The organism is Mesorhizobium sp. SEMIA396, from assembly GCF_024518615.1.
In the GTDB taxonomy this organism is placed as follows: Bacteria; Pseudomonadota; Alphaproteobacteria; order Rhizobiales; family Rhizobiaceae; genus Mesorhizobium.
On sequence record NZ_JANIFC010000007.1, the window covers coordinates 295,048 to 309,537 of the forward strand.

The 14,490-nt window shown below is 60.0% G+C and carries 17 protein-coding genes; 15 read left to right on the forward strand and 2 right to left on the reverse strand.

Annotation, left to right across the window (positions count from 1 at the left end; genetic code table 11):
- Positions 1-9 precede the first annotated feature (9 nt).
- From NP503_RS18900 to gph, 5 genes are read left to right on the forward strand one after another with little or no spacing between them, the layout of a single operon-like run.
- Positions 10-444: a ribulose bisphosphate carboxylase small subunit gene (locus tag NP503_RS18900; RefSeq protein ID WP_013532057.1), complete on the forward strand. Its 435-nt coding sequence runs from the start codon at positions 10-12 to the stop codon at positions 442-444.
- A gap of 7 nt (positions 445-451) precedes the next feature.
- Positions 452-1,390 carry a CbbX protein gene (gene cbbX, locus NP503_RS18905; RefSeq protein WP_023810399.1) on the forward strand — a complete coding sequence of 313 codons (939 nt, stop codon included), beginning with the start codon at positions 452-454 and terminating at the stop codon, positions 1,388-1,390.
- A 60-nt stretch (positions 1,391-1,450) separates the two neighbouring features.
- Positions 1,451-2,137 carry a ribulose-phosphate 3-epimerase gene (rpe, locus tag NP503_RS18910; protein ID WP_127267898.1) on the forward strand — a complete coding sequence of 229 codons (687 nt, stop codon included), beginning with the start codon at positions 1,451-1,453 and terminating at the stop codon, positions 2,135-2,137.
- Positions 2,138-2,158: 21 nt separating this feature from the next.
- Positions 2,159-2,716, forward strand: coding sequence for a thioredoxin family protein (locus tag NP503_RS18915; RefSeq protein ID WP_127267897.1), 558 nt, complete (start codon positions 2,159-2,161; stop codon positions 2,714-2,716).
- Positions 2,713-3,414, forward strand: a complete 702-nt coding sequence (gene gph, locus NP503_RS18920; RefSeq protein ID WP_127269852.1) for a phosphoglycolate phosphatase — start codon at positions 2,713-2,715, stop codon at positions 3,412-3,414. Before NP503_RS18915 ends, gph begins: the two co-directional genes overlap by 4 nt.
- Positions 3,415-3,461: 47 nt before the next feature.
- On the opposite strand, the gene NP503_RS18925 is transcribed toward gph, so the two are convergent.
- Complete coding sequence (locus NP503_RS18925) at positions 3,462-3,842, reverse strand: cytochrome c family protein (RefSeq protein WP_127269601.1); 381 nt, start codon at positions 3,840-3,842, stop codon at positions 3,462-3,464.
- 363 nt (positions 3,843-4,205) lie between these two features.
- Here NP503_RS18925 and NP503_RS18930 point away from each other — a divergent pair, with 363 nt between their 5' ends.
- The 6 genes from NP503_RS18930 (at position 4,206) to NP503_RS18955 (ending at position 8,952) form a co-directional block, all read left to right on the forward strand.
- A complete protein-coding gene (locus tag NP503_RS18930; RefSeq protein WP_127269602.1) occupies positions 4,206-4,415 on the forward strand; it encodes a hypothetical protein in 210 nt (69 codons plus the stop codon).
- Between the two features lie 33 nt (positions 4,416-4,448).
- Positions 4,449-5,435, forward strand: coding sequence for an ABC transporter substrate-binding protein (locus NP503_RS18935; RefSeq protein ID WP_127269603.1), 987 nt, complete (start codon positions 4,449-4,451; stop codon positions 5,433-5,435).
- Positions 5,432-6,256: an ABC transporter permease gene (locus NP503_RS18940; RefSeq protein WP_127269855.1), complete on the forward strand. Its 825-nt coding sequence runs from the start codon at positions 5,432-5,434 to the stop codon at positions 6,254-6,256. The genes NP503_RS18935 and NP503_RS18940 overlap by 4 nt, the downstream gene beginning before the upstream one ends.
- On the forward strand, positions 6,225-6,965 hold the full coding sequence (locus NP503_RS18945) for an ABC transporter ATP-binding protein (protein WP_127269606.1): 741 nt from the start codon (positions 6,225-6,227) through the stop codon (positions 6,963-6,965). Before NP503_RS18940 ends, NP503_RS18945 begins: the two co-directional genes overlap by 32 nt.
- A gap of 34 nt (positions 6,966-6,999) precedes the next feature.
- Positions 7,000-7,971, forward strand: a complete 972-nt coding sequence (locus NP503_RS18950) for a quinoprotein relay system zinc metallohydrolase 2 (protein WP_127269857.1) — start codon at positions 7,000-7,002, stop codon at positions 7,969-7,971.
- 117 nt (positions 7,972-8,088) lie between these two features.
- A complete protein-coding gene (locus tag NP503_RS18955; protein ID WP_127269859.1) occupies positions 8,089-8,952 on the forward strand; it encodes a quinoprotein dehydrogenase-associated SoxYZ-like carrier in 864 nt (287 codons plus the stop codon).
- 124 nt (positions 8,953-9,076) lie between these two features.
- On the opposite strand, the gene NP503_RS18960 is transcribed toward NP503_RS18955, so the two are convergent.
- Positions 9,077-9,430: a hypothetical protein gene (locus NP503_RS18960; RefSeq protein WP_127269861.1), complete on the reverse strand. Its 354-nt coding sequence runs from the start codon at positions 9,428-9,430 to the stop codon at positions 9,077-9,079.
- An 812-nt stretch (positions 9,431-10,242) separates the two neighbouring features.
- On the opposite strand from NP503_RS18960, the gene NP503_RS18965 reads away from it, so the two are divergent.
- The 4 genes from NP503_RS18965 to NP503_RS18980 all read left to right on the forward strand — a co-directional run bounded on the left by NP503_RS18965 (position 10,243) and on the right by NP503_RS18980 (position 14,141).
- On the forward strand, positions 10,243-12,018 hold the full coding sequence (locus tag NP503_RS18965) for a methanol/ethanol family PQQ-dependent dehydrogenase (protein ID WP_372337995.1): 1,776 nt from the start codon (positions 10,243-10,245) through the stop codon (positions 12,016-12,018).
- A 176-nt stretch (positions 12,019-12,194) separates the two neighbouring features.
- Positions 12,195-12,719 (forward strand): c-type cytochrome, methanol metabolism-related, encoded by a 525-nt coding sequence (locus tag NP503_RS18970; protein ID WP_127267401.1) that lies wholly within the window; start codon positions 12,195-12,197, stop codon positions 12,717-12,719.
- Positions 12,691-13,584 (forward strand): substrate-binding domain-containing protein, encoded by an 894-nt coding sequence (locus NP503_RS18975; RefSeq protein WP_127267402.1) that lies wholly within the window; start codon positions 12,691-12,693, stop codon positions 13,582-13,584. The genes NP503_RS18970 and NP503_RS18975 overlap by 29 nt, the downstream gene beginning before the upstream one ends.
- Positions 13,581-14,141 (forward strand): PQQ-dependent catabolism-associated CXXCW motif protein, encoded by a 561-nt coding sequence (locus tag NP503_RS18980; protein WP_127267403.1) that lies wholly within the window; start codon positions 13,581-13,583, stop codon positions 14,139-14,141. The genes NP503_RS18975 and NP503_RS18980 overlap by 4 nt, the downstream gene beginning before the upstream one ends.
- The last annotated feature ends 349 nt before the right edge of the window (positions 14,142-14,490 follow it).

Here is a 14,490-nt window from a genome sequence, read left to right on the forward strand (position 1 = left end):
ACCGTCGTCATGATGACCAATCCGGGAAACAAGGTCACACAGGGGCAGTTCTCGTTCCTGCCCGACCTGACCGACGAGCAGATTTCGGCGCAGATCAAATACGCGCTGAAGAACCATTGGGCGGTCAGCGTCGAGTACACGGACGATCCGCATCCGCGAAATACCTATTGGGAAATGTACGGCAACCCGATGTTCGACTTGAAAGATCCGGCGGGCATACTGCTCGAGGTCAACGCTTGCCGGAAAGCGTGTCCGAACATGTATGTGCGGGTAACCGCCTTCGATTCGACCAAGGGCTGGGAAGCGCCGCGCATGTCGTTCATTGTCAACCGGCCGCCCAGCGAACCCGGGTTCCGGCTGCTGCGCCAGGAGCGCGACGGCCGCAGTCAGGGTTATTCGATCGTGCCTTATGCGACCGACAGGCCCGAGGGCGAGCGGAGCTAGCCGAACCATGCTGAACGCGATGACCAAGGACGCTGCCGCACAGGACGCGACGGTTGATCTGCAGGCCGAGTTCGAGGCGTCCAACATCGACGAGGTCATGGACAAGCTCGACCGTGAACTCGTTGGCCTGAAGCCGGTCAAGACCCGCATCCGCGAGATCGCCGCTCTCCTCCTGGTCGACCGGCTTCGCCGCAAGTTCGGGCTGACTTCGGGCGCCCCGACGCTGCACATGAACTTTACGGGAAATCCCGGCACCGGAAAGACCACCGTGGCGCTGAGGATGGCCGAAATCCTGCATCGTCTGGGCTATGTCCGCGAAGGCCACATGGTCGCCGTGACGCGCGACGATCTCGTCGGCCAGTATGTGGGCCACACCGCGCCCAAGACCCGCGAGGTGATCAAGCGTGCCATGGGCGGCGTGCTTTTCATCGACGAGGCCTATTATCTCTACAAGCCCGAGAACGAACGCGACTACGGCCAGGAATCGATCGAAATCCTGCTGCAGTGCATGGAGAACAACCGTGACGATCTGGTTGTGATCCTTGCCGGCTACAAGAACAAGATGGACCGCTTCTTCGACAGCAATCCCGGCATGCGTTCGCGCATCGCCCATCACCTCGATTTCCCCGACTATGGCGTCAGCGAACTGAAATCGATCGCCGAGATTATGCTCGCGGAGCAGAATTATCGCCTCAGCGAGGCGGCGTCCCGTGCGCTCGAAGAGTATCTTCCGATCCGCATGAGGCTGCCGCATTTCTCCAACGCGCGTTCGGTCCGCAATGGGCTCGACCGGGCGCGGCTGCGGCAGGCCAACCGGCTTTTCGCATCGCGCAGCCGGGTGTTGACCAAAGCCGATCTTGTCACCATCGAGGAATCCGACATTCGCGGCAGCCGCGTGTTCGCGGAAGGGAAACTCGAAGGCGAACCGGAGACGAAGATGCGCTGACGGGATGGAGCCGGCTGGCGCAGCGACCAACACCCGCAGACAGAATTGGAGACGACGACCATGGTCACCAGGACAATCATCGCACCCTCCGTGCTTTCCGCGGATTTCTCGCGGCTCGGCGATGAGGTCGAAGCTGTCGTGCGGGCGGGTGCCGACTGGATCCATCTCGACGTGATGGACGGCCATTTCGTACCCAACATCACCTTCGGTCCGCCGGTGATCAAGGCGATCCGCGACCGAACGGACAAAATTTTCGATTGCCATCTGATGATCGCGCCGGCCGACCCCTATCTGGCCGCCTTCGCCAACGCCGGCTGCGACATCATCACGGTGCACGCCGAGGCCGGGCCGCATCTCGATCGTTCCCTGCAGGCGATCAAAAATCTCGGCAAGAAGGCCGGCGTATCGCTGAATCCTTCGACGCCGGAGAGCGTCATCGAGTATGTGCTCGACAGGCTTGACCTAGTGCTGCTGATGACGGTCAATCCAGGCTTTGGCGGCCAGGCCTTCATTTCCGCGGTCATCGAGAAGATCAGGCGAATCAAGGCACTGGTTGGCCACCGCCCGATTGACATCGAAATCGATGGCGGCGTCACGGCCGAAACCGCCCCGCTGGTCGCCGCGGCCGGGGCCAATGTGCTGGTCGCCGGGTCGGCCGTGTTCAAGGGGGGCACCGAGGCGGCTTATCGCACCAACATTGGAGCCATCCGACAGACGGCCGACGGTGCGATCCGGAAAGCGGCGTAAACAATTCCATCGGAGGCAAGCATGGCGGCCGTCCCCCCTGTCTGCGATTTCGGCTGGCGCGCCATCGATGCCGTTTTGCCTGGCGTCGACGGCAGGTCGCATTCGATCTTCAGCCAGGCCGGCCCGAACGGTCTGGTCGTGGCCTTCATCTGCAATCACTGCCCTTATGTGAAGGCAGTGATTTCACGTATCGTGCGCGATGCCAACGACCTCAAGGCCGAAGGTATCGGCTTTGTCGCGATCAACTCAAACGATGCCGACACCTACCCGGAGGATTCCTTCGACCAAATGAAGCTCTTCGCCACGACGAACGGCTTCAGCTTCCCTTACCTGCACGACCAGCACCAAACTGTGGCGCGCGATTACGCAGCCGTGTGCACTCCCGATTTCTTCGGGTTCAACAGCGAGTTGGGACTGCAATATCGCGGTCGGCTGGACGCCTCGCGACGAGAAGCCGGAGCGCCCGGGCTGAGACGCGACCTGTTCGAGGCGATGAAGCAGGTTGCCCGAACCGGCGACGGGCCGCTGGACCAGATCGCCTCGATCGGCTGCTCGATCAAGTGGAAGGATGCCGCATGAACGTCGGTGCAGGTAGGCCGCTTCGATCGCCGAAGGCGATCCTGTTCGATCTCGACGGCACGCTGGTCGACTCGGCACCGGACATAGCGGCCGCCGTCAACGAACTGCTGGCCAGTCGCGGTCTGCCGCCGCTGCGCCTGGATCAGGTCACGGCCATGATCGGCGGCGGCGTCAGGAAATTGATCGAGCGAGCCTTCGCCGCGTCGGGAGCGCCACTGCTCGGCAACGCTCTCGATGAGGCCCATCGCGTCATGGCGCCTATCTACCGCCGGCATCTGACCGGCCTGACAAGGCTGATGCCTGGAGTCAGGGAGGCTCTCACCCACTTTCATTTGGGCGGAGTAAGCATGGGCGTGGCAACCAACAAACCGCAGTTGGCGACCCGCGAAATCCTGCTTCATTTCGGATTGACGGAATATTTCGGCGCAATCGTTGGCGGAGACGCGGTGACATTCCTGAAACCGGCGCCCGATGCCCTGCTGCTGGCGTTGGCACAGCTTGGGGTCGACGCCGGTGACGCGCTGCTGGTCGGAGACAGTGGCGCTGACCTGGGTGCCGCACGCGCCGCCGGCATGGCCGTCATTCTGTTGCGCGGCGGCTACAGCCACATTCCGGTGGAAGAGCTTGGCGCCGACCTTGTTTGCGACAGCCTTTTCGATCTGCCTTCGGCCATGCAGAAGCTGCAAGCCGATGCGTGATCAAGGCGTCCGCCGGCCGAACGCAAATTCGAACGGCCGGCTGCGCTCTATTTCGAGAATTGCTTCAGATAGGCAATGACATTGGCGATGTCTTCGTCCTGCTTGAGGCCGACAAACGCCATCTTCGTTCCTTTGATCATGGCCTTGGGATCGTGAAGATAGGTCTTCAGCGAGGGCTCATCCCATTTGACGCCGGATTTTCCAGCCGCGACCATCGCCTGAGAATAGCTGAACCCCGGGTGTGTCCCAGCCGTTCGGCCTATGACGCCGTTCAACGACGGGCCGACCTTGTTCTTGTCCTGGTCGGCGGCATGGCAGACCTTGCATTTGGCGAAGACCTTCTCACCGGCCGCCGCATCCTGGGCCTGGGATTGGCTCGCCATGAAGGGCACAACGGACATGACTGCGAAAAATGCGATTGCGCGCATGGTATTTCCTCATTGATCGTCTGGGTGCCCTGGACGATTTGCGCATGCCGATCCTTTGATCCGTCTGCATGCGCCTTACGCGGTGGAGTGGAATATCCGCTTCTCCCGTGGAGCCGCGCCGCGTGGCTCAGAAGCTAATTGGCATGTTGTGAAAGTCAATCGTACAAAGGTTTAGAGGCCTGGGTGCTCAAGAGACCTGTCCATTCGTCTTTGTTGACGGCTATCCGGCGAGCGCGTAGCTTGACCTCATTCCGGTTTCTCCATTGGCACCTCGGGAAATCCGGCAAGCGGTGATTTTGTCCTCGCTCCTGGTTGGGCTGGGCTTGCCGATATGGGCGTTTGGGAACGCGCAAGAGGTGCTGAATGGACATGGTCGATCTCATATTGACGGTTTGCCTCAGCGCCAATCCGAGCAATTGCCGAGACGAACATCTCTATTTCGAGAGCCGCGGCACTCTGTTCCAATGCATGATCCTTGCCCCCAGCGAAATCGCGAAATGGTCTCAAGAACACCCGAACCTCAAGGTCATGCGCTGGAAATGCGCATTTCCGAGCAAGGAACGAGCCATCTAATTTGGCAGCGCGGAACCCTGGGGAGGAGGTGTCATGATGGTTTCACGGCGCATGACGCTGCGTCTGGCGGTTCTCGGGACAGCCGCTGTTCTTGCTACCAGGCCGGTCGTTGCGGCAGCCAGGATTCGCCTCGGTGTGCTGAAGTTCGGAACCGTGAGTTGGGAACTCGATACGCTAAGGCGGCACAAATTCGATGCCGCCAACGGGATCGATCTGGAGATCATCGACTTCGCCGGCGAGGATGCAACCAACGTCGCGATGCTGGCTGGCGCGATCGACATGATCGTCTCCGACTGGCTGTGGGTCTCGCGCCAGCGCTCCGAAGGCGGCGACCTCACATTGACCCCCTATTCGACCTCCGTGGGGGCGATCATGGTGAAGGAGGATTCGCCGATCCGGACGGTCGCCGATCTCGAGGACAAGAAAATCGGCGTCGCCGGCGGCCCGCTCGACAAGAGTTGGCTGCTTATACAAGCGCTGAGCAGACGCGATCTCGGCGTCGACCTGTCGGCAGCCAGCGACATCGTCTTCGGCGCGCCGCCGCTGATTTCGGAAAAGGCGATACAGGGCGAACTCGATGCGGTGCTGAATTTCTGGCATTTTTGCGCCCGTCTCGAGGCCAATGGCTTCCGTCGACTGATCGGCGTGAACGACGCGGCAAAGTCGCTCGGGGCTCTGGGACCCGTTTCGACCCTCGGTTACGTCTTCCATGACCAATGGGCAAACGAGAACCCGGATGCAGTCAGGGGTTTCGTGAGGGCGTCCGCGCAAGCCAAGGACTTGCTGGCCAGATCCGATGACGAATGGCTGCGCCTGGCGCCGATCATTCGCGCGGAAGGCAAGGAACTGGAAAAGCTGCGCGATCGCTACCGCCAGGGCATTCCCAGACGGTCGGTCGCGGAGGAAGCGGCCGACGCCGGCAGGCTATACCATGTGCTGGCGGCGATCGGCGGCGCGAAACTTGTCGGCAGCGCGCCGGAAATGGCGCCCGGCACGTTCTGGCAGGATCCCCGGAAATGACCGCATTGGGAACCGACGGCACGCGTGATGCTCCGCCGAGCATGTCCGGCCGACGCAGTCTGGCGACGGCACTCATGCCCGCGCTGACTGTTGCGGTCTCCCTGCTCGGGCTTTGCCTGCTGTGGAACCTTGCGGCAAGTGTCTGGCCAAGCCGTGCCTTTCCAGGGCCTCGGCAGGTCTGGCAGGTGCTTCTCAGGGAGGCTGCGAGCGGCGACCTCTTTTACCATCTCGGCGTGACTCTCGGCCGGGTCGCCGCGGCATATATCGTCGCCATGATCATCGGATCCGTCATCGGCGTTTTGCTCGGCAGCCATCGTCGCGTCGACCGCTTTTTCAACCCATGGGTGATCCTGTTCCTCAACATCCCGGCGCTGGTGGTCATCGTCCTCGGCTACATTTGGTTCGGCCTCAACGAGGCGGCGGCGATCGGCGCGGTGGCGGTGAACAAGATCCCGAATGTCGTGGTGACGATGCGCGAAGGCGCCAGGGCGCTTGATCCAAGTTACGCCGAAATGGCCACCGTCTATCGCTTCGGCCGCCTTGAACGCATCCGCCATATCCTGCTGCCGCAATTGCAGCCCTATCTTGCCGCCGCATCGCGATCCGGCATTGCCCTCATCTGGAAGATCGTCCTGGTCGTCGAACTGCTCGGCCGCTCGAACGGTGTCGGCTTCCAGATCCATCTCTATTTCCAGCTCTTCGATGTCGCCGCCATCCTTGCCTACACGCTGGCTTTCGTGGCGGTGATGCTTGTCATTGAACTTCTCCTGGTGCAGCCCGTTGAACGACATGCAACCCGTTGGCGCCGTCGTCCCGCTTAAGGTCGACATCGCCGAAAAGACCTTCAGGTCCACGCGAGGCGTCTCGATCACGGCGCTTCAGGACCTTTCCTTCGAGGTCCGGCAAGGCGAATTCGCCTGCTTGCTGGGACCGTCGGGCTGCGGCAAAACCACGACGCTGCGTATCCTGCTTGGCTTGGACAAAGACTTTTCCGGCTCCTTTCAGTTGCCGCAAGGAGGTTCGAACCGCATCGCCGCCGTATTCCAGGAACCGACCCTGCTGCCGTGGCGAACGGTGGAACAGAATGTCAGGCTGGCGTTGCCCAAAAGCTTGAGAGCGAAAAATCTCGACGGGCTGTTCGACACGCTCGGCCTCGCCGGCATGCGCTCGCTCTATCCTGCCGAACTGTCGCTCGGCCTTGCGCGCAGGGCAGCACTTGCCAGGGCTTTCGCCACCGAGCCGGCGGTGCTTTTCCTGGACGAACCTTTTGTCTCGCTCGACGAACAGACCGCCGAGCGGCTTCGGCATCTGCTTTTGACCGTGTGGTCGGCACGGCCAACGACCGCCTTGATGGTGACGCACAATCTACGCGAGGCACTGATGCTGTCGGACCGCATCATCGTGCTCGCGCCACGGCCAACCCATGTGCTCGGCGTGTTCGACGTACGGTTGCCACGGCAACATCGCAATTCGCAGGTGATGAGCGACCTCCTGCGGTCGTTCCATCATAGATTTCCGGACGTCACCTGATCGCCTGCTGGCGAAATGCATATCGGAGGCCTTCATGTCGGTTGATCGGCTAAGACGCAGGCTTGTGAGTGGCTTCACCTGCACCGCTGCCAGCGCCGCCTTGCTGCCATGCTGCCTCGGACGAGCCGTTCTGGCCGCAGGCGGCAGCTTGCGGTTCTCGACCACGCAAATCGCCGACGGCGTCTTCGCCTTCCAGGGCGCGGATGAATTGATGACCGCCGCCAACAACGGTGCGATCTGCAATCTGGGCGCCGTCATCGGCACCGATGCGGTTGCCGTCATCGACAGCGGTGGCAGCCTGATCGAGGCGCAGGCCTTTCTCGCCGCGATCGGAAAGCTGACAGCAAAGCCGGTTCGCTTCCTGGTCAACACCCACATGCATCCCGACCACATCTTCGGCAATGCGGCATTCCGGAAGATCGGCGCGACCATCGTCGGTCACCGCAATCTGCCGCGTGCTCTCGAGGCGCGTGGAGCGTTCTATCTGCACAACTATCGCGAACAGCTTGGCGAGGCGTTGATGGAGGGGATCGAGATCGTGCCGCCGACCATGCTGGTCGACGATCGCCTGCAACTCGACCTCGGCGGGCGCATGATTGAACTGCGGGCATGGAAGGCGGCGCACACCGACAACGACCTGACCGTATTCGATACCGCGACCAGAACGCTTTTTGCCGGCGATCTCGTGTTCATGGGCTCCTTGCCGACGCTCGACGGATCACTGCTTGGATGGCTCCGCCAGATGGATGCGCTCACCGCGATCGACGCCACGCGCGTCGTTCCAGGTCATGGTCCTGTAACGGCCGACTGGCCACAGGCGCTGGCGGGGGAGCGACGCTATTTCGAGATTCTGGCGCGCGATATCCGAAAGGCGATCGCCGACGGAACGCCGCTGCGCGAAGCAGTCAAAACCGCTGGCGAAACCGAACGGGATAATTGGCACCTGTTCGACGACTACAACCAGCGCAACGCAACGGCCGCATTTGCCGAACTCGAGTGGGAATAGACGATGCCGACATGCGTCCAGCAGCTGTAAGGCACGGCGATTTGCCAAGGCGTCGCCAAAGGCTTATCCTCAACGCCAGCCTGGGCACCACCTCTCTGCATTGGTGGAGGCATCGAAATGCAAAATCACCCTTACTCGAGCCGGCAGCTCGCTTTGCCGCTCGCATCCGTTTTTGTCGCGATCATCTTGGCCATCGGCACGCTGCTCGGTTCCTCCGGAACCGCCAGCGCACAGCAAACAACCGCGTCCTCGGACAGAATCTGGCATGACTTGAAGGGCGACGTGTTCGGCGATCGGGCAATTCTGGTCGATACCGGCGTCGTCAGGATCGAAGCGCCGAAGCGGGCGCAGGATGCCGCCATCGTGCCCGTGGACATCTATCTCGATCCAGCCAAGGCGCCGGACGGCATCAAATCCGTTACCTTGATCATCGATGCCAACCCTGCACCGGTGGCGGCAACGTTCCAGCTCGGCAAGGATGCCGGCGTGACGCATCTGTCGACGCGCGTGCGCGTCAACGACTATTCCTATCTGCGTGCCATCGCTGAGACGCAGAGCGGCCAGCTCCATATGATGCAGACCTTCGTCAAGGCATCAGGCGGATGCTCCGCCCCTGCGGTCAAGAACCAGGACGAGGCCAACGCGACGATGGGTCAGATGAAGCTGCGCCAGTTCCCGCCCAAAGAGACGATGACCAAGACTGAGGAACTGCAGTTGATGATCCGGCACCCTAACAATTCGGGCCTGCAGCGGGATCCGCTGACCCAGTATTTCATACCGGCGCATTTTGTTCAGAAACTGTCGATCTCGCAAGCCGGCCGGCCGATCCTCTCCATGGAAGGTGGAATATCGATTTCGGAAGACCCCAATTTCCGGTTCGATTTCACCGTGCATGGCAACGGCGAAATCCAGGTGGAAGCGACCGACACGGATGGCAAAACATTCCGCAATCAGTGGCCCCTGGAGACAGCAGGTCTCTAAAGTATCCCTCTTGCGCCGTAATGCCGGATGCTTGCCAGCTCGATCCCCGAAGTGAAGCTCATTTCGGGAGGATCATGTCCAGGCAAAGGATGGAACTCCATCCGGCTTGCGGAGGGAGCAGGCTCTAAAAGCAGCGCACGTCGGCTTCCGACTGCGCGCGCTTCAATTCGGTACGGGCGGCCTTCGCCGGTGCGCTTTCGCGAAACAGCCCAGCGTTTTCGCCTGTGGTCAAAGACATACTCTTGAAAGTCTCGGCCCTCTCATAGTGGTCGTACGGAAGGATCGAGGCGATGACGTCGATCGAGCAGGAACAGCTTTCCAGCGCCTTACGTGTCTGGCCGTTCGTCTGCATGCAGCCGAGCACGTAATCGGCAATCGTTGCTGTCGGGTAATCTCCCGCGGCGCCCGCCGGGTTTGCGAAGGCCAGCGGCGCGGCCAGGAGCAGCGGCAAGGTCGAAAATCCAACATATCTGATCATGGGAAAACCTCCGGTTAGCCTGGGCGCGATGTGCCAAGTCGGGATCACCGTGGCAGTTGGCAACGAGCCGCAGAGTCAGTCAAGCGCCCATGGCTTCCGTATACGACCAAAGGAGGAATGCGGTACTCATCGACCGTGGTTCCGCATGGCGGCCTGATGGCCCGCTCCACACCCCAACTCCAACGATCATCTCATGCTTGGCCCACTATCGATTCTCCATGCAGCACGTAGATGGCCAGGCCGAGACATCGAAGTGAATACCGCTAAATAAAATCCTTGCTTAGGTGAAATGTAAAACTCAAAAAATAATCAAATTTTATGCGGTCAACCGTTATTTAGCTAGTAGAAATACTTTATCTAACCAATACTGTCCTAGTTATTTCCTTATATTGCACCGCATCATTCACGATATTGCGGTGCAAAAAGACACCCAGGCTTTTTTGCTTGCCTAGCGTTTTGCGATGACATAGCCTCACCCTGTTTCCGGCTTCAAGGGCGTCACCGTCATTAGGGAGCGGCGACAGTCTTTCGTAGGCCAAGGTGAGGTGGGCAGTAACGGTGCCCTCTGCACATCTGGCTTAGGTCGTGACACGCTGCCGGAAATATTTCCCCCCCGTGAATCGCTTGGGCAAGCCCTTGTGGGCTCAGCAAATGATTCATCACTATGAACCTCGGGAGGAATTCGGATGCGTGTACTTACGAAAGCTACCTATATTCTAACCACTGCGGCGTTTCTGTCGCTCGGCGCGGCCTATACGGCGTCGGCTAACGAGGACCTTGCAAAGCTGGCTTCGGATTCGAAGAACTGGGCAATGCAGACGGGTGACTACGCCAACACCCGCTATTCCAAACTCAACCAGATTACTGCGGACAATGTGAAGAACCTGCAGGTCAAGTGGACCTTTTCCACCGGCGTGCTGCGAGGCCACGAGGGTGGACCGCTTATCATCGGCGATGTGATGTATGTCCACACGCCTTTCCCGAACAATGTCTTTGCGCTCGACCTCAAGAATGACGGGAAGATCCTTTGGAAATACGAACCCAAGCAGGATCCCAACGTCATTCCGATCATGTGTTGCGATACGGTCAATCGCGGTGTTGCCTATGGTGACGGCAAGATCATTCTCAATCAGGCCGACACCACGGTCGTCGCCCTCGATGCGAAGACCGGCAAGGTCGTCTGGTCGGTCAAGAACGGTGACCAGACCGATGGCGGCAAAGGCGAATCCGGTACGGCTGCCCCCGTCGTCGTCAAGGACAAGGTGCTCATCGGCGTCTCCGGCGCCGAATTCGGTGTTCGCGGCTGGCTGGCCGCCTACAATCTGAAAGATGGCAAACTCGCCTGGAAAGCCTATTCGGAAGGTCCGGACGCAGACACCCTGATCGATCCCGAAAAGACCACGCATCTCGGCAAGCCGGTGGGCAAGGACTCCGGCACGAACACTTGGGAAGGCGAGCAGTGGAAGACAGGCGGCGGCACGACATGGGGATGGTATTCCTATGATCCCAAGCTGAACCTGGTCTACTATGGCACCGGCAATCCCTCGACGTGGAACCCCGTACAACGCCCCGGCGACAATCGCTGGTCGATGACGATCATGGCCCGCGATGCGGACACGGGTGTTGCCAAATGGCTCTACCAGATGACCCCGCATGACGAATGGGACTATGACGGCGTCAATGAGATGATCCTCGTCGACGGCATGGAGGTCAACGGCGCCAAGCACGATGTGCTGGTGCATTTCGACCGCAACGGCTTTGCCTACACCATGGATCGCGCCAGCGGCGACCTTCTCGTCGCCAAAAAATACGATCCGTCGGTGAACTGGGCGACGGAAGTCAACATGGACCCAAAGAGCGATCAGTATGGCCGCCCGCAGGTCGTGGCGAAATATTCGACCCAGCAAAACGGCGAAGACACCAACTCGACCGGCATCTGCCCGGCCGCGCTTGGAACCAAAGACCAGCAGCCGGCCGCCTACTCGCCGAAGACCGGGCTGTTCTATGTCCCGACCAACCATGTCTGCATGGACTATGAGCCTTACAAGGTAAGCTACACCGCCGGTCAGCCCTATGTTGGCGCCACCGTGTCGATGTACCCGGCCCCTGGCGGCGACGGCAGCATGGGCAACTTCATTGCCTGGGATGCAGCCAAGGGTGAGATCGTCTGGTCGAAGCCCGAGATGTTCTCGGTGTGGTCTGGCGCGTTGGCCACGGATGGCGACGTCGTCTTCTACGGCACGCTCGAAGGCTACATCAAGGCGGTCGATAAGGACGGCAAGGAACTCTACAAGTTCAAGACCCCGTCCGGCATCATCGGCAACATCACGACCTACGAGCAGGGCGGCAAGCAGTACATCGCCGTTCTGTCGGGTGTTGGCGGCTGGGCAGGTATTGGCCTGGCAGGCGGCCTGCTTTCGCCTGATAACGCCGCTGCCTGGCATGGCGCCGTCGATCAGGGCCGTGCCCAAGGCGATGAGGCCGCCGTCGTTGGCACCGCTGGTCTTGGTGCCGTCGGTGGCTACGCGGCACTTGCCGACTACACGACGCTGGGCGGTCAGCTCACCGTCTTCGGTCTCCCGGATTGATGCGCTGGGAACCTTGAGAACGCCTCAGGTCTTGTGAGACCAAAGGCTTGAAGAACGAGAGCCCGGATCATCCGGAAGCCATGGCCGGGCTCTCGATTCGGTTACGCACCCAAAACACCGATCAATGCCGGTCGCGCCAGCAAAACCGTGTCCATTGGCAAATGAAGGAAGTTTGAATGTCCGTTCGCATTGTAATTTCGGCTTTGGTCCTGGCTCTGCTGCCTCTGGCAAGCTCAGGCGTCGCCCAGGCCGACGACAGCATGGAAAAAGCCAAGGCGGTGAAGGAAGAAGGCGGCAAGTATTTGGATGCGGATGGAAATCCGACCTACAATATCGAAAACGGAACCGTCGATTGGTACACGTTCAGCGGCTACCGCCGGTATCACTCCGATTGCCATGTCTGCCACGGACAGGATGCAACAGGTTCGAGCTATGCGCCGGCTTTGGTCAACAGCCTGAAAAACATGGATTACGGCACGTTCCTCTCGATCGTCGCCGAGGGCCGCAAGAATGTCGGCGGCGGCAAGGAAAACGTCATGCCTGCCTTTGGCGACAACAAGAATGTCTATTGCTACATGGACGACCTCTACATCTACCTGCGCGCGCGCGCAGATGGCGCGGCGCCCCGCGGACGGCCGCCCAAGCACGAAGACAAGGCCCAGGCGGCGAAGGATGCCGAAGCATCCTGCATGGGTGGGTGACATGATTGGCCGCGATGCATTGAAGCTGCGCGTCGTTCTGCCGATCCTCGGCACGCTCGCCTTGCTGCCGTCGAATGCGCATGCGCAAAGCGCCGGCCTTGGTGCGGCGGGAGAACTGGTCGACCCCGACATCTTGCGCGTCTGCGCCGATCCCTCGAATATGCCCTTCACCGACAAGAGCGGCGAAGGATTCGAAAACAAGCTGGCAGAGCTGGTTGCCGCGAAAACCGGGCGCAAGTCCGTCTCCTACACCTGGTTTCCCACGATCACCGGCTTCGTGCGCAATACGTTGGGGGCCAACCGATGCGACATCATCATGGGCTATGCCCAGGGCGATGAGCTGGTGCAGAACACCAACGCCTACTATCGCTCCGCCTATGTGCTTGTGCATCCGAAAAGCCACGATATGGAAGGCGTGGAAACGATCGAGGATCCCAGACTCAAGGGCAAGACGATCGGCGTCGTTGAAAGCACGCCGCCAACCGCCAACATGGCCGCCAACAAGCTCCTGCGGACCGCCAAGATCTATCCGCTTGCGGTGGATACCCGCGTCACCCCATCCATGGGGGAGGTCATGATCAAGGACATGCTGGCACACAAGATCGATGCGGCGGTGCTGTGGGGACCGATGGCAGGTTACTATGCCAAGGAACTCGGAGCTGATGTGACGATCGTTCCACTGGTGAAGGAAAAAACCGGCTCGCGCATGTCTTACCGCATTACCATGGGCGTACGTCCGTCCGACCAGGAATGGAAGCGGACGCTCAACCGAGTGATCAGGGAAAACCAGGCGGAGATCACCAGGATCCTGCTGAGCTATAACGTGCCGCTGATCGACGAACACGACAACCTGATTACCCAATGAATGGAAGGGAGACTATTTTCTTGCTGGTCGCCGCGAGCCTTCTGGGTCTGACCGAGCCGACATGGGCTGGCGATGTCGCCGAACCCAGCGGTTTCCGGATGGACGACTATCGGGCGCCGGTGCCGCGGACGCTGCAAGGCGCGAGGGTGGTGACGACGGTGGAAGCGGAAGCGCTGTGGCGGGCGAAAAAGGCGATCTTCTTCGACGTGATGCCGGACACGCCCAAACCGACCAATTTGCCGGCAGGAACCATATGGAGGGACAAGGTCAGAAAGGACATCCCAGGCAGCATATGGCTGGCCAATGTGGGATACGGCGCTATTTCGCAGGAGACCGCCAGCTATTTTCGCCAAGGCCTCGAGGCCAAGGCCGGGACGGACAAGTCGCGCGCGATTCTGTTCTACTGCATGACGAATTGCTGGATGTCGTGGAATGCGGCGAAACGGGCCGTCGAGTGGGGCTACAGTTCGGTAATCTGGTATCCGCTCGGCGCTGATGGGTGGGAAGATGCAAACCTTCCACTGGAGGAGAAAAAACCCTATACAACGAACAATTGAAGTAAGGACTGCAATTATTCTCGATAGTTGGTTTTCAACTTTTCAAAACCTATTGTTTCATTTGTCCATTTTGAGACTTGATGGACGAGCCATTGCGTCGGTGCCCTGCAATGGTTGGCTAACGACAGGATCGGTCCCTTCGGGCTGGTATTAAGAGGAGAAATGTCATGAAGAAGAACTGGAAAAAACCGACCATGTGTCAGGTTGCCGCTGGCTTCGAAATTTCACGGTATCTGCCTGCTGAAATTACTCCCAAGAAGTAGGCCGCAGAGGTGCGCGTCCCTGGCGACAGGGGCGCGCATCCCCTCGCCCCATGGATTTTCGTGAAAGATTTTGACGCACGCAAAGC

Bases quoted from the DNA above. Each gene is read 5' to 3' on its own strand.
- NP503_RS18935 (WP_127269603.1), top strand. From the start codon at position 4,449: ATGATGGTTTCACGGCGCATGACGCTGCGTCTGGCGGTTCTCGGGACA.
- NP503_RS18945 (WP_127269606.1), top strand. From the start codon at position 6,225: ATGCAACCCGTTGGCGCCGTCGTCCCGCTTAAGGTCGACATCGCCGAA.
- NP503_RS18965 (WP_372337995.1), top strand. From the start codon at position 10,243: ATGCAGACGGGTGACTACGCCAACACCCGCTATTCCAAACTCAACCAG.
- gph (WP_127269852.1), top strand. From the start codon at position 2,713: ATGAACGTCGGTGCAGGTAGGCCGCTTCGATCGCCGAAGGCGATCCTG.
- NP503_RS18925 (WP_127269601.1), bottom strand. From the start codon at position 3,842: ATGCGCGCAATCGCATTTTTCGCAGTCATGTCCGTTGTGCCCTTCATG.
- NP503_RS18950 (WP_127269857.1), top strand. From the start codon at position 7,000: ATGTCGGTTGATCGGCTAAGACGCAGGCTTGTGAGTGGCTTCACCTGC.
- NP503_RS18900 (WP_013532057.1), top strand. From the start codon at position 10: ATGATGACCAATCCGGGAAACAAGGTCACACAGGGGCAGTTCTCGTTC.
- NP503_RS18955 (WP_127269859.1), top strand. From the start codon at position 8,089: ATGCAAAATCACCCTTACTCGAGCCGGCAGCTCGCTTTGCCGCTCGCA.
- cbbX (WP_023810399.1), top strand. From the start codon at position 452: ATGCTGAACGCGATGACCAAGGACGCTGCCGCACAGGACGCGACGGTT.
- NP503_RS18980 (WP_127267403.1), top strand. From the start codon at position 13,581: ATGAATGGAAGGGAGACTATTTTCTTGCTGGTCGCCGCGAGCCTTCTG.
- NP503_RS18970 (WP_127267401.1), top strand. From the start codon at position 12,195: ATGTCCGTTCGCATTGTAATTTCGGCTTTGGTCCTGGCTCTGCTGCCT.
- rpe (WP_127267898.1), top strand. From the start codon at position 1,451: ATGGTCACCAGGACAATCATCGCACCCTCCGTGCTTTCCGCGGATTTC.
- NP503_RS18940 (WP_127269855.1), top strand. From the start codon at position 5,432: ATGACCGCATTGGGAACCGACGGCACGCGTGATGCTCCGCCGAGCATG.
- NP503_RS18915 (WP_127267897.1), top strand. From the start codon at position 2,159: ATGGCGGCCGTCCCCCCTGTCTGCGATTTCGGCTGGCGCGCCATCGAT.
- NP503_RS18960 (WP_127269861.1), bottom strand. From the start codon at position 9,430: ATGATCAGATATGTTGGATTTTCGACCTTGCCGCTGCTCCTGGCCGCG.
- NP503_RS18975 (WP_127267402.1), top strand. From the start codon at position 12,691: ATGCCGAAGCATCCTGCATGGGTGGGTGACATGATTGGCCGCGATGCA.
- NP503_RS18930 (WP_127269602.1), top strand. From the start codon at position 4,206: ATGGACATGGTCGATCTCATATTGACGGTTTGCCTCAGCGCCAATCCG.